Source organism: Neisseria sp. HMSC15G01, from assembly GCF_001808255.1.
GTDB lineage: Bacteria > Pseudomonadota > Gammaproteobacteria > Burkholderiales > Neisseriaceae > Neisseria > Neisseria subflava_A.
This window is the reverse complement of the sequence record NZ_KV792654.1, coordinates 222,028-235,758: the sequence shown is the minus strand read 5'-3', so window position 1 is coordinate 235,758 and position 13,731 is coordinate 222,028. Positions and strand designations below refer to the sequence as shown.

Annotated in this window: 17 protein-coding genes and 1 tRNA gene; 15 read left to right on the top strand and 3 right to left on the bottom strand. The window is 48.0% G+C overall.

The genetic code is table 11. The features are described 5' to 3' along the window. The first annotated feature begins 158 nt into the window (after nt 1-158). Complete coding sequence (locus tag HMPREF3139_RS01405; RefSeq protein WP_049351302.1) at nt 159-851, top strand: hypothetical protein; 693 nt, start codon at nt 159-161, stop codon at nt 849-851. Nucleotides 852-906: 55 nt separating this feature from the next. On the opposite strand, the gene HMPREF3139_RS01400 is transcribed toward HMPREF3139_RS01405, so the two are convergent. Together HMPREF3139_RS01400 and HMPREF3139_RS01395 are read right to left on the bottom strand one after the other, a co-directional pair. Beyond that, nucleotides 907-1,236, bottom strand: a complete 330-nt coding sequence (locus tag HMPREF3139_RS01400; RefSeq protein WP_070459787.1) for a rhodanese-like domain-containing protein — start codon at nt 1,234-1,236, stop codon at nt 907-909. Between the two features lie 52 nt (nt 1,237-1,288). Then, the gene (locus HMPREF3139_RS01395; RefSeq protein ID WP_070459784.1) at nt 1,289-1,945 is read right to left on the bottom strand and encodes a protein-L-isoaspartate O-methyltransferase family protein; all 657 of its coding nucleotides are present in this window, start codon (nt 1,943-1,945) and stop codon (nt 1,289-1,291) included. Nucleotides 1,946-2,127: 182 nt separating this feature from the next. Here HMPREF3139_RS01395 and tpiA point away from each other — a divergent pair, with 182 nt between their 5' ends. From tpiA to HMPREF3139_RS01370, 5 genes are all read left to right on the top strand, one after another. Continuing rightward, on the top strand, nt 2,128-2,901 hold the full coding sequence (tpiA, locus tag HMPREF3139_RS01390; protein WP_004519014.1) for a triose-phosphate isomerase: 774 nt from the start codon (nt 2,128-2,130) through the stop codon (nt 2,899-2,901). Between the two features lie 7 nt (nt 2,902-2,908). Beyond that, nucleotides 2,909-3,268, top strand: a complete 360-nt coding sequence (gene secG, locus HMPREF3139_RS01385; protein WP_003683944.1) for a preprotein translocase subunit SecG — start codon at nt 2,909-2,911, stop codon at nt 3,266-3,268. A gap of 15 nt (nt 3,269-3,283) precedes the next feature. Beyond that, nucleotides 3,284-3,369 (top strand) — tRNA-Leu (locus HMPREF3139_RS01380). Between the two features lie 90 nt (nt 3,370-3,459). Continuing rightward, a complete protein-coding gene (locus HMPREF3139_RS01375) occupies nt 3,460-4,017 on the top strand; it encodes a UbiX family flavin prenyltransferase (RefSeq protein ID WP_070459781.1) in 558 nt (185 codons plus the stop codon). Between the two features lie 51 nt (nt 4,018-4,068). Next, the gene (locus tag HMPREF3139_RS01370) at nt 4,069-4,503 is read left to right on the top strand and encodes a PNPOx family protein (protein WP_070459778.1); all 435 of its coding nucleotides are present in this window, start codon (nt 4,069-4,071) and stop codon (nt 4,501-4,503) included. A 53-nt stretch (nt 4,504-4,556) separates the two neighbouring features. On the opposite strand, the gene ppk2 is transcribed toward HMPREF3139_RS01370, so the two are convergent. Further along, nucleotides 4,557-5,486: a polyphosphate kinase 2 gene (gene ppk2, locus HMPREF3139_RS01365; protein WP_070459774.1), complete on the bottom strand. Its 930-nt coding sequence runs from the start codon at nt 5,484-5,486 to the stop codon at nt 4,557-4,559. A gap of 166 nt (nt 5,487-5,652) precedes the next feature. Here ppk2 and HMPREF3139_RS01360 point away from each other — a divergent pair, with 166 nt between their 5' ends. The 9 genes from HMPREF3139_RS01360 (at nt 5,653) to atpG (ending at nt 13,724) form a co-directional block, all read left to right on the top strand. Beyond that, entirely contained in the window at nt 5,653-7,434 is a 1,782-nt protein-coding gene (locus HMPREF3139_RS01360; protein WP_070459771.1) for a bifunctional chorismate-binding protein/class IV aminotransferase, read from the top strand. A 101-nt stretch (nt 7,435-7,535) separates the two neighbouring features. Then, complete coding sequence (locus tag HMPREF3139_RS01355) at nt 7,536-8,396, top strand: ParB/RepB/Spo0J family partition protein (RefSeq protein ID WP_070459768.1); 861 nt, start codon at nt 7,536-7,538, stop codon at nt 8,394-8,396. Nucleotides 8,397-8,673: 277 nt separating this feature from the next. Further along, the gene (locus HMPREF3139_RS10440) at nt 8,674-9,027 is read left to right on the top strand and encodes an ATP synthase subunit I (protein WP_083290022.1); all 354 of its coding nucleotides are present in this window, start codon (nt 8,674-8,676) and stop codon (nt 9,025-9,027) included. After that, entirely contained in the window at nt 9,017-9,883 is an 867-nt protein-coding gene (atpB, locus tag HMPREF3139_RS01350; RefSeq protein WP_070459764.1) for a F0F1 ATP synthase subunit A, read from the top strand. Before HMPREF3139_RS10440 ends, atpB begins: the two co-directional genes overlap by 11 nt. A gap of 64 nt (nt 9,884-9,947) precedes the next feature. Continuing rightward, nucleotides 9,948-10,184: a F0F1 ATP synthase subunit C gene (atpE, locus tag HMPREF3139_RS01345; RefSeq protein ID WP_003676106.1), complete on the top strand. Its 237-nt coding sequence runs from the start codon at nt 9,948-9,950 to the stop codon at nt 10,182-10,184. Nucleotides 10,185-10,257: 73 nt separating this feature from the next. Next, complete coding sequence (locus HMPREF3139_RS01340; protein WP_004464459.1) at nt 10,258-10,728, top strand: F0F1 ATP synthase subunit B; 471 nt, start codon at nt 10,258-10,260, stop codon at nt 10,726-10,728. A 4-nt stretch (nt 10,729-10,732) separates the two neighbouring features. Beyond that, complete coding sequence (locus HMPREF3139_RS01335) at nt 10,733-11,266, top strand: F0F1 ATP synthase subunit delta (protein ID WP_049328782.1); 534 nt, start codon at nt 10,733-10,735, stop codon at nt 11,264-11,266. 10 nt (nt 11,267-11,276) lie between these two features. Beyond that, entirely contained in the window at nt 11,277-12,824 is a 1,548-nt protein-coding gene (gene atpA / locus HMPREF3139_RS01330) for a F0F1 ATP synthase subunit alpha (RefSeq protein WP_070459762.1), read from the top strand. A gap of 24 nt (nt 12,825-12,848) precedes the next feature. Next, nucleotides 12,849-13,724, top strand: a complete 876-nt coding sequence (gene atpG / locus HMPREF3139_RS01325; RefSeq protein ID WP_004519003.1) for a F0F1 ATP synthase subunit gamma — start codon at nt 12,849-12,851, stop codon at nt 13,722-13,724. Nucleotides 13,725-13,731 lie beyond the last annotated feature (7 nt).

The window sequence follows — 13,731 nt, the reverse complement described above, 5'->3', positions numbered from 1 at the left end:
AAGGCCGTCTGAAACTGGATTTCAGACGGCCTTTTTTATTTTAAAATACAAATATTCTTGATAATCTGTATCATTTATATAAAAATATCGACTCCAATCAATATTGCCCGGATTTTATCGGGTAATCAACCCAATTACATTTTTATCAGGAGTCTGCAATGAAAACTATCCGTATTCTAGCATTGGCCGCCGCGCTGGCCGCCGTGCCTGCATTTGCGTCTGATTTCGGCCATGAACAGGCATTGACCATAGACGGCAAGCCTGCCCATTTGGCAGAAACTTCAGCCCGTATTTTGGCAAACGAAACCCTGACTGCGCCGCAACTGGTCGAAGACATTACCGATGGATTCGGTTCGAAAAAAATTCCAGGTTATAAATTGATGATTATGGGCCGCACTTATTCGGTGGCGGCAGAAACCAAACCGCCGAAAGAGGGCCAAACTCAGTGGCGGGACAATACGTTCATTCATCGTGGCGTAAAACTGTTTGTCGGTATTCCGGTCAAAAACGGCAAGATGGATTTGGCGTCTGCCAGATTGATTAATATCGGCGTGGTTGACGATAACGGTGGTGCCGCGCCTCATGATGAGGGTGAAAAAATCCGCCCCGTCGGCAAACAGCTGATGTCCCCCGATACCAAAGTGGAAAATGTGAAACTCAATATTGCCAAACTGACGTTGCCAAATATGAAATTGGGCGAAACCAGTGGCGGTGGTGTGAAATTGGAAGCATCGGCAACATTGGACGGTAAGCCGATACAGACCAAAATCGACAGCACGTTCTCCCGCTTCTATTCCGCCAAACCAGCCGCTACACGGCCGTTTATGGCAGATGCAAGGTTTGTGAAATAATTGCAAAGGCCGTCTGAAATCCAGTTTCAGACGGCCTTTTATTGATAAAACCGATTCAATACCGCATCATTTTGCTGTCAACCTGCATTGCCCAAGCATCAATACCGCCCTGCAGGTTGTAGAGGTTTTCAAATCCGGCGTCTTCCAAATATATTGCCGTGTGCAGGCTGCGGATGCCGTGGTGGCAGTAAATGACGATGGGCAAATCGTCGTCGGGCAGCTCGTTTTGGCGCAGGGGGATGAGGTTCATCGGGATATGAATGGCGACGGGCAGGGTGCAGATGGCGCGTTCTTCATCGGTGCGGACGTCGAGCAGATGAAATGCGCGGCCTTCGTCCTGCCATTGTTTCAATTCGGTGGGCGAGAGTTGGATAATGTCGGTCATAGGGTCGGGTATAAAAGTATGAGGCCGTCTGAACTTTCAGACGGCCTGTTGTTTAAAAATCGAAATCGCCGAACGGATTGGCCGATTTGTCTTCCAAGTGTGCCACGACGGTGTCGAACAATACTTTTTCGGAAAACTCATTGCCGTTACGCGTCAGCAAAAGCGCGCGTTGTACCGGTTTGCGGCCGACGATGACCACCATACGGCCACCGTCTTTCAGTTGCTCTTTCAGAATTTCAGGTACGCTGTCTACTGCGCCGCCCACATAAATCGCATCAAAAGGAGCGCCTTGCGATGCTTCGGTCAGGCCGTTGTTTTGCACATAATCGACGTTGGCAAAGCCCAATTCGTCCAAAACTTTTTTGGCGCGTTGCTGCTGCTCGGCATCAATGTCGTCAGTGACGACTTTGCCGGCCAGTTTGGATAGCAGGGCGGTTGCATAGCCTGAGCCTGTACCGATTTCTAAGACAGTTTCGTCTTTTTTCAGTTTCAAACCTTGAGCTAGGCGGGCAACGACTTTGGGTTCCAACATTTTATGGCCGTTGGCCAGCGGCAGCTCCATATCCGCATAGGCCAAACCTTGAAAAGCCTCGCCGACAAAATGTTCGCGCCCGATCTCCTCCAAAGCATCCAAAATGTCGAAGTCCAAGACATCCCACGGACGAATCTGCTGTTCAACCATATTGAAACGCGCTTTTTCAAAGTCCATATTTGTGCTCCGTTCAATTCTTAATTTTATCGAAGCATACATTATAAATCCTTGTCGGAGAGTGTGCCATCTTTCAGACGGCCTCGAGGCTTGTTAATAATTGCCAAGCGCACATATATCCACTAAACTTTCACATTACACGACGCTACAACAAGCAACAACCAACACACGGAGCAATAAAGATGTATCACCAAATCGGAATGTGGGACCAAAAATGGGTTATCGGCAACTGGAAAATGAACGGCCGACTCCAAAACAACAATGCGCTTATGCACCGCTTCCGTGTCATGCCAACCGCAGAACGCGTGTTAATCGGCCTGGCCGCTCCAACCGTTTATCTGTTGCAACTGCACAACGCCATGCAGATTGTTTTGAACAACCGCATCTTAACCTGTGCGCAAGACGTGAGCCGTTTCCCGAATAACGGCGCATACACTGGCGAAGTGTCCGCCGAAATGCTTGCCGACATCGGTACAGACATCGTTCTCATCGGCCACTCCGAGCGCAGCCTTTATTTCGGCGAGAAAAACGAAATCCAACGCCGCAAAATGGAAAACGTCCTCAACGTCGGCCTGATTCCATTGTTGTGCGTCGGCGAAAGCTTGGAAGAACGCGAAGCCGGTAAAGAACACGAAGTCATTGCCCACCAGCTTTCCATCCTGCAAGGTTTGAACACCAAAAACATCGCCGTTGCCTACGAGCCGGTTTGGGCGATCGGTACAGGCAAAGTCGCCACCGTCGAACAAATCGCCGATATGCACGCATTTATCTACAAAGAAATCTTGTCTTTGTGCGGAAGCGATGTTAAAATCCGCGTTCTTTACGGCGGAAGTGTGAAAGCGGATAACGCAGCCGACATCTTCGCAGTACCTCATGTAGACGGCGCATTGGTTGGTGGCGCGTCATTATCATATGACTCCTTTACCGCCATCATCAACGCAGCACAAGCCTCGTAGAAAACATATGGAAGCCTTTAAAACCCTTATCTGGATCATTAATATTATTTCCGCTTTAGCCGTAATCGTGTTAGTATTGCTGCAACACGGTAAAGGCGCGGATGCCGGCGCAACGTTCGGTTCCGGCAGCGGTAGCGCGCAAGGCGTATTCGGTTCTGCCGGTAATGCCAACTTCCTCAGCCGCTCGACTGCCATTGCCGCAACATTTTTCTTTGCGACCTGTATGGCGATGGTGTATATTCACACCCACTCCAGTAAGCACGGTTTAGACTTCAGCGATGTGAAGCAGACCCAGCAAGCTCCTAAGCCTGCAACGCCTGCACAAAACAATACAACTCCTGTTGCACCAAATCCTCAGCAGCAGTAAGACAATTTGATTTATGCCGACATGGTGGAATTGGTAGACACGCTATCTTGAGGGGGTAGTGGCCGTAGGCTGTGCGAGTTCAAATCTCGCTGTCGGCACCACATTAGAAAATCTAACCGCTTTTTAGCGGTTATTTTTTCGTCTTGAGAATCTGCCTTTTATTTATCTTTAGGCCGAGACAGGGAAATACAATGAAGCGTTTGGTTGTCGGCATCAGCGGTGCCAGCGGTTTTCAGTATGGCGTGAAGGCTTTGCAGCTTTTGCGTGCGCATCAGGTAGAAACGCATTTGGTGGTTTCACAAGGGGCGGAGATGACCCGCGCTTTGGAAACGGATTACACCAAAGAAGACGTTTATGCTTTGGCGGATGTCGTGCATTCCATCCGTAATGTCGGGGCAAGCATTGCCAGCGGTTCGTTTTTGACGGATGGAATGTTGATTGCGCCGTGTTCAATGAAGACCTTGGCTTCGGTTGCTCATGGATTTGCCGATAATTTGCTCAGCCGTGCGGCGGATGTAACGTTGAAAGAGCGACGCAGGCTGGTGTTGATGGTGCGTGAAGCGCCGTTAAACTTGGCGCACATTGAAAATATGCGCCGTGTGACAGAGATGGGCGGCATTGTGTTTCCTCCCGTTCCGGCTTTATATCAGAAGCCCGAATCCATCGAAGATATGATTACACACAGCGTCTCTCATTCTTTGGACTTGTTCGGCATCATTCAAAACGATGTGCCGCGCTGGCAGGGCTGATGTTTCAGACGGCCTGAGCATAAGTTACGACTGAGAAGGAAGATAAAAGCCATGCAAACGATTCCTGCCAATATAGTGAAGTTTTTGAGCAATCATCATGTCGTCAGTATTGCTGCTGCGGAAGAGGGCGAAGTTTGGGCAGCTTGCTGTTTTTATGTGTTTGATGAGGTGAATGCCCGATTGATTGTGCTGACATCTTTGAAAACGAAGCATGGCGGAATGATGAGTCGTTCTGCCAAAGTAGCCGGTACCATTGCCGGACAACCTGACAGCATCGCAAAAATCAGCGGCATTCAGTTTGCGGCGACTGCCGCTTTGATTGAGGATGAAGCGGATTTGAAAGCGGCGCAGTCTTTGTATTACAAAGCGCATCCTGCTGCTCGAGTGATGAAAAGCGATGTTTGGGCATTGAATTTGGATAGTGTGAAATTCACTGACAATAAATTGGTATTCGCACAAAAAACGTACTGGAATCGCGAGGATTAAGAAAAGGCCGTCTGAAAGATGAAATTTCAGACGGCCTTTGGTAATGTTACAAATTAATCGTGTCCGAGATCGACAGTTTTGTCTTTGTAACGTGTATCAGGAACCAAAACGATTTTATCGTCCACTTTGCCGATGGCTTTCACATCTTTGCCCGGATAGTCCAGCTGGTGCAGGAAGTAGCGGATACAGTTCAAACGTGCGCGTTTTTTGTCATCGGAGCGGATGATGACCCAAGGCGCGTCACCGGTGTGGGTGTGGGAGAACATGGCGTTTTTGGCTTCGGTGTAGTCGTCCCAGCGGTCGAGCGACTGGATATCCACAGGGGATAGTTTCCAGTGTTTCAGGGGGTCGTCACGACGGGAGATGAAGCGGCGGAGTTGTTCTTCACGGGATACGGAGAACCAGAATTTGAACAGGTGGATGCCGCAGGCAACAAGCATACGTTCCAATTCAGGGGTTTGACGCATGAAGAGTAGGTATTCGTTAGGTTCGCAGAAGCCCATGACGCGTTCTACGCCGGCACGGTTGTACCATGAGCGGTCGAAGAATACCATTTCGCCTGCGGTCGGCAGGTTTTGGATGTAGCGTTGGAAATACCATTGGCCGCGTTCGGTAGTGGTCGGTTTTTCCAGTGCGACAACGCGTGCGCCGCGCGGGTTCAAATGTTCCATAAAGCGTTTGATGGTACCGCCTTTACCGGCTGCATCGCGGCCTTCAAACAGGCTGACGATGCGTTGGCCGGAATCTTTGACCCAGCTTTGTACTTTCAATAATTCGATTTGCAGCTTCTGTTTTTCTTTTTCGTAAACAGAACGGCGCATACGTTGTTTGTACGGGTAGTTGGCAGGAAGCGGTGCGCTGCTGGAATCTTCGTCTGAACCGCGTCCTTCGTGTTCCAAAACAGCCTTTTCGAATACTTGCAGCTGGTCTTGTTTCTCGCCCAGTTCAACATTCTCGAACGGTTCTAATTGGTGGTCTGCCATAAAGTCTCCTTATCGATTAAGTTTTAAATGATATAGTGTGGTATGGTTTGATTCTACCCTTTTATGCCTCGTTCGACTACATAAAATTACATTTGAGTGCTTTTTTTGAATTTGTCTGCTAACTTATGTAAAAGCAGCGTATAATCAGCCTATTTGTACAGCAATCATGCCTTATTTCGCCCTGTTTGACGATGCCGTGAGCGGCCGAGCAAAACTCTATCAAAATCATGTAGAAAGCCATCGGTTTTATCATAACGAACTGGATTCGTTAACAAGTATTTTGCAAGCCGGCTGGAAAAAGGGTTTGCATGCAGTGTTGTTTGCAGACTACGAATTCGGGTTGCCGCTGATGGATATTCCGTCTGGTCGCAGTGGCAGTCTGCGTTTGCACTGGTTTGCCGATTATTCCGAAATCGATGCCGAAAACTGGCTGGCCAATCATTCAGACGGCCTTGAGGCAGGTATTTCCACTCCCCGATTCTCCGTATCCGAAGCCGATTATCTCGAGCATATCCGTCAAATCCACGAAGCCATCCGCCGCGGCGATACCTATCAAATCAATTACACCGCACGCCTGCACCTGCAAACTTACGGCAATCCGATCCAACTTTACCGCCGCTTGCGCCAGCCTGTGCCGTATGCCGTTTTGTCTTGTCTGCCCGACGGGGTAGGGCAGGACGCGTGGACTTTGTGTTTTTCTCCCGAACTTTTCCTCAAAATCGATTCAGACGGCCTGATTACAACCGAGCCGATGAAGGGCACTGCGCCGATTCTTCTTGACGGACAAGATGAACGCCGCGCCGTTGAATTGCAAAACGATCCGAAAAACCGCGCCGAAAATGGGATGATTGTCGAGTTGTTGCGCAATGACCTCGGCAAAATCGCGCAAACAGGCAAAGTACGCGTGCCTGAACCGTTTAAAGTTTCCCGTTTCGGCAGTGTTTGGCAGATGACCAGTGCTATTGAGGCGCAGGCGCTGGCTGATGTTTCGGTTGCCGATATTCTCCGCGCAGCCTTCCCGTGCGGCAGTATCACCGGCGCACCCAAACGCATGAGTATGCAGATTATTGAGTCCCTTGAATCCGAACCGCGCGGTTTGTACACAGGCAGCATCGGCTTTTTGCATCCGTGTGATACGGGTTTGGGGTTTGAAGGCGTGTTTAATGTCGTGATCCGCACCTTATCCCTGAAGCCGGTTTCAGACGGCCTTTATCAAGGTGTTTATGGCGTGGGTTCGGGAATTGTGATTGATAGCGATCCGGAGGCCGAATATCGCGAGTGCGGTTGGAAGGCGCGTTTTCTCAATGACTTGCGGCCTGATTTCGGTATTTTTGAAACCATGCGCGTGGAAAACAAACAATGCCGTTTGCTTGATTTGCATTTGGGCCGTCTGAACAGCTCGGCGCAAGCACTCAACCTGACTTGGCCTGAAAACGCAATAGAGCAAATCCAACATTATATAGATGCGTTGCCAAATGGGTTGTTTAGAGTCAAAGCCGCCTTGTTTTCAGACGGCCTTGCATTGAGTCATGCGGCTGTTTCTGAATTGAGTGAACAACAATACGTTATCTTGAGTGAGCACACATTAAGCCAACGCGATTATCTGCGCCGCTTCAAAACCACGCGCCGTGAAATGTTTGACCAAGCGTGGAAAACAGCAGAAGGGCAGGGCGCATTTGACAGCTTGTTTTTCAATTCAGACGGCCTGTTGTTGGAGGGCGGAAGAAGCAATGTGTTTATCAAATATCAGGGACAATGGCTTACGCCGTCTTTGGATTTGGATATTTTGAACGGGGTAATGCGCCAAGCGGTATTGAAGCAGCCTCAGCTTTTAGGTGCGGATACAATCAAAGAAACCCATATCTCGCGCACCATGTTGGAAAATGCGGAAGAAATCCGCTTGAGCAATGCTTTAAGGGGCATGTTTGCGGTTTCGCTCCGTAAATAAACGGCAAGGGTCAAATCATCGTGATTCAAATTGTCGTAAAGTGGCAATATCCGATAGAATACGTCATTTCAACATTGAGGCCGTCTGAAAGGGAAAACAATATGGCAAAAGCAAAAGGTGGATTGGGACGCGGTTTGGATTCGCTGATATCCAATGCGGTGGACAGCAGCAGTAGCGACCGCCTGACAACGGTTGCCATCGCCGATATTCAGCCCGGCCGCTATCAGGCGCGTGTGCAAATGGATGACGAAGCCTTGCAGGAATTGGCTGACTCCATTAAAGCGCAAGGTATTATCCAGCCGGTTATCGTACGCGAACGTGGTCTGTCTCAATATGAATTGATTGCCGGCGAACGCCGTTGGCGTGCTTCCCAGTTGGCCGGTTTGACCGAAATTCCCGTCGTCATCAAAACCATCAGCGACGAAACCGCGTTGGCCATGGGTTTGATTGAAAACCTGCAACGTGAAAACCTCAATCCGATTGAAGAAGCTCAAGGTTTGAAACGCCTTGCCGATGAATTCGGCCTGACTCATGAAACCATCGCAAAAGCCGTCGGTAAAAGCCGTAGTGCCATCTCCAACAGCCTGCGCCTGTTGAGCCTGCCTGAGCCGGTTCAGGAAATGCTTTACCAACGCCGTCTAGAAATGGGGCATGCCCGTGCGTTGCTAACTTTGCATGTGGTTGACCAATTGGAGTTGGCGCAAAAAGCCGTCAAAAACGGTTGGTCGGTGCGCGAAGTAGAACGACGCAGCCAGTTGGCACATCAAAAAGCCAAGCCCGAAGCAGCCAAAACCATCAGCCCGGATATCCGCCGTATTAATGATGCCCTGACTGAGCGATTGGGTGTCAATGCCGAAGTCAAAACCAGCAATCAGAAAAAAGGCAAAATCGTACTGCATTTTGATACGCCGGAAACGTTCGAATATCTACTGAAACAGTTAGGCATCAATCAAGAGTTTTAACGGTTTTATGAACAGGCTGTCTGAAAAAAGTTTTTCAGACAGCCTGAATTTTTGATAAAAGGACTGGTCGTACAGATGTTTACAATACAAATCAAAATCTTCTGTAAAATCTGTGTAGCAACATGTAATTTGTGTTAAACTCCGTTCCTGCAAAGATTTGTTTTATATGTGTTAATCATTTATCTGTGAAAGGTTCACAAAGATTAACATATTGCTTGACGTTAACAAACTTCTTGATTATATTAATTTACCTTGCGTTTTTGGGGTGTGGAGTACAATGAATCGGATAGTCCCATTACAAGTGATTGTATTGTTAATAATTTCAGTTGTTTGTGCGTTATTTTCCGGATTGCCCGGCTTCCTCTCTGCTTTGGCGGGAGGATTTTCGTATATTTTGCCTACCCTGGTTGCAGTTTTACTTTTAAAGTTTTCCCGACGAAATCCCGATCTGCAAAGTTCGATGTTTATCGGCGGAGAGGTTTTAAAAGTAGTGCTGTCGCTGGTATCTATGTCGGTCGTTTTTGCGATATGGCATCGATCACTGGTATTTTACCCATTTTTATTGGCGTTTCTTGGCGTCAGTCATTTGGTTTTTTTAGTATTGTTGAGAGTGAAACACTATGGCAGGTGAAACTATGACCGCTGCCGACTACATCAAGCACCACTTGCAAAGCTTGACCAGTATGTCGGATGTTACTCGGGGTCAAGGACTGAAAAACATCGCTGATTTTTCGTTCATTAACCTTGATGCAATCTTTTTTGCCGTTCTGTTGGGCGTAATCGGCAGCTTCCTTTTGTGGCGTGGGGCCAAAAAAGCAACTGCTGGCGTACCTGGTCGTTTTCAAGCGGCTGTTGAAATTCTGTTCGAATTCGTGGATAACATGTGTAAGAGCATTATCCATAACGAACAATCGCGTAAAGCTGTTGCGCCTTTAGGCTTGACTCTGTTTGTCTGGATTTTCCTGATGAACGCCATGGATATGTTGCCGGTTGATTTGCTGCCAATGGTATGGCAAGGCGTTACCGGTAATCATCACGCACTGTTGCGTGTCGTACCGACTGCTGACTTGAATACCACTTTGGCTTTGGCAATTGGCGTATTGTTGGTATGTATTTATTACAATATCAAAATCAAAGGCTTTGGCGGTTGGATTCACGAATTGTTCAGCGCGCCTTTCGGTCCGATGCTCGCTCCGGCCAACTTCCTGCTCAACTTGGTAGAGTTTTTGTCCAAAACCGTATCCCACGGTATGCGGTTGTTTGGTAATATGTATGCCGGTGAGCTGGTGTTCCTGCTGATTGCTTTGTTGGGTGGTGCGTGGGCATCAACTGGCAGCATCGAAACTTTAGATCCAATTTTATTTGTGTTCCACCTGATTGCCGGTTTGGCTTGGGCGATTTTCCACATTTTGGTTATCACCTTGCAGGCATTTATTTTCATGGCGTTGGCGTTCGTATATATCGGACAAGCGCATGATGCACACTAATCAAGTAGTTTTTTCGTAGTTTGTTTTTTGTAGTTTAACCTTTACTATTTTAAGGAGTTTAAAAATGGGTTTGATTGCTATCGCATGTGGTTTGATCGTTGCCTTGGGCGCATTGGGTGCCTCTATCGGTATCGCAATGGTTGGTTCTAAATACTTGGAATCTTCTGCTCGCCAACCTGAGCTGATCGGTCCTCTGCAAACCAAACTGTTCTTGATCGCTGGTCTGATCGACGCGGCCTTCTTGATCGGTGTGGCTATTGCCCTGTTGTTCGCCTTCGTTAACCCGTTTGGTGCTGCGTAATCAAGACGGAGCGATCCGTTCAGATACAGGCTTATGGTCTGTTTGATTAACCCAGATACGAAGGTTAAGTAACGTGAATATTAATGCAACCTTATTTGCGCAAATCCTGGTTTTCTTTGGCTTGGTTTGGTTTACGATGAAATTCGTATGGCCTCCGATTGCCAAAGCATTGGATGAGCGTGCCGCAAAAATCGCCGAGGGCTTGGCTGCTGCCGAGCGCGGTAAGAGCGATTTTGAGCAGGCAGAGAAAAAAGTTGCAGAACTTATGGCCGAAGGGCGTAATCAGGTAACCGAAATGGTTGCCAACGCCGAAAAACGTGCTGCAAAAATTGTAGAAGAAGCCAAAGAGCAAGCTTCTCATGAAGCAGCACGCATTGCAGCCCAAGCAAAAGCTGATGTGGAGCAAGAAGTTAATCGTGCGCGCGAAGTGTTGCGTGAACAGGTTGCTACACTGGCTGTTAAAGGTGCGGAATCTATCTTGCGTAAAGAAGTTGATGCTTCCAAACATGCAGATTTGCTCAGTACCTTAAAACAGGAGCTGTAATCTTATGGCAGAGTTCGCAACGATTGCCAGACCTTATGCGAAAGCATTATTTAGTCTGGCTCAGGAAAAAAACCAAATCGAGTCTTGGTTGGGCGAACTGAAAGAACTCGCAGCGGTTGTTCAAGATGAGAAAGTCATTGCGCTCATCGAGCAACCGGAAACGGGAGCTTCCGAAAAAGCAGAAACGCTCAAAGGTCTTGTCGGTATCAAAAATGTCGAATTGGCAAATTTCATTACCGTTTTGGCCGAGCAAAAGCGTTTGCTGGTATTGCCGGAAATTTATGCCCAATATCAAGATTTGACCTTGATACACAACAATACGAAATCGGCAGTAATTTACAGCGCGTATGAGCTCAGTTCTCAGCAGCTGGCCGATGTTACCGATATCCTGACAAAACGCTTCAACAGCAAATTGGATGTGGTAGCTAAAGTTGCCCCTGAATTAATCGGCGGCATCAAAGTAGAAGTGGGTGATCAGGTCTTGGATTTGTCCGTACAAGGCAAACTGAATGCTTTGTATGCGACTATGACAAATTAGGAGAGTTTTCATGCAGCTTAATCCTGCTGAAATTAGCGATTTGATTAAAGCCAAAATCGAAAATCTGTCCGTCAATACAGAAGTGCGTACCCGTGGTACCGTTGTTTCTGTTACAGACGGCATTGTGCGCATTCATGGCTTGTCAGACGCGATGCAAGGTGAGATGCTCGAATTCCCCGGTAACACTTTCGGTCTGGCCATGAACTTGGAGCGTGACTCCGTCGGTGCCGTAGTGTTGGGTGAGTACGAACACATTAAAGAAGGCGATACAGTTACCTGTACCGGCCGTATTTTGGAAGTGCCGATCGGTCGTGAACTGGTTGGCCGCGTGGTTGATGCATTGGGTCGTCCTATCGATGGTAAAGGTCCAATCAACACAACATTGACTGCTCCAATCGAAAAAATTGCACCAGGTGTGATTGCGCGTAAATCGGTTGACCAACCAATGCAAACCGGCCTGAAAGCCATTGACTCTATGGTTCCGGTTGGTCGTGGCCAACGTGAGTTGATCATTGGTGACCGTCAAACTGGTAAAACTGCCGTAGCACTGGATGCCATCGTTAACCAAAAAGGTACAGGCGTTATCTGTATTTATGTGGCTATCGGTCAAAAAGCATCTTCTATTGCCAACGTAGTACGCAAATTGGAAGAGCATGGCGCGATGGAGCATACCATTGTGGTTGCTGCAACTGCTTCTGAAGCCGCTGCACTGCAATACATTGCTCCTTACTCCGGTTGTACCATGGGTGAATTCTTCCGTGACCGTGGCGAAGATGCGTTGATCGTATACGATGACTTGTCTAAACAAGCCGTTGCATACCGTCAAATTTCTCTGCTGTTACGCCGTCCTCCTGGCCGTGAAGCATATCCTGGCGACGTATTCTATCTGCACTCCCGTCTGTTGGAACGTGCAGCCCGTGTCAGCGAAAACGAAGTTGAAAAACTGACCAATGGCGAAGTAAAAGGCAAAACCGGTTCTCTGACTGCGTTGCCAATTATTGAAACCCAAGCCGGTGACGTATCAGCATTCGTACCAACCAACGTAATCTCGATTACAGACGGCCAAATCTTCTTGGAGACCGACTTGTTCAATGCCGGTATCCGTCCTGCAATCAATGCCGGTATTTCCGTATCGCGCGTAGGTGGTGCAGCACAAACCAAAGTCATCAAAAAACTGGGTGGCGGTATCCGTTTGGCGTTGGCACAGTACCGTGAATTGGCAGCGTTCTCGCAATTTGCTTCCGATTTGGACGAAGCAACACGCAAACAGCTGCAACACGGTGAAGTAGTTACTGAATTGATGAAACAAAAACAATTCAGCACATTGAACACTGCCGAAATGGCATTGACTTTGTGGGCGATCAACAACGGTTCTTACGCAGATGTTCCGGTATCCAAAGCCTTGGCTTTCGAAGCAGAATTCTTGAGTTTCGTACGTACGCAACATCCTGACGTTCTGGAAGCGATTAATGCATCAGGCGCAATGTCTGACGAAAGCGAAAAAGCATTGACCGAAGCCATGAAATCTTTCAAATCTTCTTACGCTTACCAAGCATAAGTATTGAGATGAAAGGAGTCTGAAATGGCAGTCGGAAAAGAGATTCTCACCAAAATCCGTAGTGTTCAAAATACCCAAAAGATCACTAAAGCGATGCAAATGGTGTCGACCTCTAAAATGCGGAAGACTCAAGACCGGATGCGCTTAGCGCGTCCGTACGCCGAAAAAGTGCGTACAGTGATGAGCCATCTTGCACAGACTAATGCCGATCATGGTATCAAATTGTTGGAGCCGCACCGTGAAGTGCGTCGTGCCGGCTTCATTTTGATTACCTCGGATAAAGGTTTGTGCGGTGGCTTGAACGCAAACGTACTGAAAAAGTTTTTGGCGCAAGTTCAAGAGTATCAGGAACAAGGCATCGAAGTCGAAGTCGTGTGCCTGGGTAGTAAAGGTTTGGCTGCATGCCAAAGTATCGGTTTGAATGTTATTGCTAGCGCAACCAATTTGGGCGATACCCCAAAAATGGAATTGCTGCTCGGCCCTCTGACCGAAATCTTCCAACGTTATGAGAAGCATGAATTAGACCGTATCCATATGGTTTACTCACGTTTCGTCAATACAATGCGCCAAGAGCCGCGTATGGAAGTTTTGCTGCCTATCGGTGAAAACGTTATTGACGACGGAACAGGTCATTCTTCATTTACTTGGGAATACCTCTACGAGCCGAGTCCTATCGCCGTATTGGAATATTTGGTTCGCCGCTATTTAGAGTCTGTGGTTTATCAGGCATTGAGCGACAACATGGCATCTGAACAAGCCGCGCGTATGGTAGCGATGAAAGCCGCAACCGACAACGCAGGCAATGCCATCAAAGAATTGCGCTTGGTGTACAACAAATCGCGTCAAGCCGCGATTACCACAGAATTGTCAGAAATTGTAGCAGGTGCAGCGGCAGTTTAATGCCGTC

Excerpts from the sequence above, each read along its gene's own strand:
- HMPREF3139_RS01370 (WP_070459778.1), top strand. The coding sequence starts at position 4,069 with ATGCAAACGATTCCTGCCAATATAGTGAAGTTTTTGAGCAATCATCAT.
- HMPREF3139_RS10440 (WP_083290022.1), top strand. The coding sequence starts at position 8,674 with ATGAATCGGATAGTCCCATTACAAGTGATTGTATTGTTAATAATTTCA.
- atpB (WP_070459764.1), top strand. The coding sequence starts at position 9,017 with ATGGCAGGTGAAACTATGACCGCTGCCGACTACATCAAGCACCACTTG.
- atpE (WP_003676106.1), top strand. The coding sequence starts at position 9,948 with ATGGGTTTGATTGCTATCGCATGTGGTTTGATCGTTGCCTTGGGCGCA.
- HMPREF3139_RS01400 (WP_070459787.1), bottom strand. The coding sequence starts at position 1,236 with ATGACCGACATTATCCAACTCTCGCCCACCGAATTGAAACAATGGCAG.
- atpG (WP_004519003.1), top strand. The coding sequence starts at position 12,849 with ATGGCAGTCGGAAAAGAGATTCTCACCAAAATCCGTAGTGTTCAAAAT.
- HMPREF3139_RS01335 (WP_049328782.1), top strand. The coding sequence starts at position 10,733 with ATGGCAGAGTTCGCAACGATTGCCAGACCTTATGCGAAAGCATTATTT.
- atpA (WP_070459762.1), top strand. The coding sequence starts at position 11,277 with ATGCAGCTTAATCCTGCTGAAATTAGCGATTTGATTAAAGCCAAAATC.
- HMPREF3139_RS01405 (WP_049351302.1), top strand. The coding sequence starts at position 159 with ATGAAAACTATCCGTATTCTAGCATTGGCCGCCGCGCTGGCCGCCGTG.
- HMPREF3139_RS01375 (WP_070459781.1), top strand. The coding sequence starts at position 3,460 with ATGAAGCGTTTGGTTGTCGGCATCAGCGGTGCCAGCGGTTTTCAGTAT.
- HMPREF3139_RS01395 (WP_070459784.1), bottom strand. The coding sequence starts at position 1,945 with ATGGACTTTGAAAAAGCGCGTTTCAATATGGTTGAACAGCAGATTCGT.
- HMPREF3139_RS01355 (WP_070459768.1), top strand. The coding sequence starts at position 7,536 with ATGGCAAAAGCAAAAGGTGGATTGGGACGCGGTTTGGATTCGCTGATA.
- tpiA (WP_004519014.1), top strand. The coding sequence starts at position 2,128 with ATGTATCACCAAATCGGAATGTGGGACCAAAAATGGGTTATCGGCAAC.
- ppk2 (WP_070459774.1), bottom strand. The coding sequence starts at position 5,486 with ATGGCAGACCACCAATTAGAACCGTTCGAGAATGTTGAACTGGGCGAG.
- secG (WP_003683944.1), top strand. The coding sequence starts at position 2,909 with ATGGAAGCCTTTAAAACCCTTATCTGGATCATTAATATTATTTCCGCT.
- HMPREF3139_RS01360 (WP_070459771.1), top strand. The coding sequence starts at position 5,653 with ATGCCTTATTTCGCCCTGTTTGACGATGCCGTGAGCGGCCGAGCAAAA.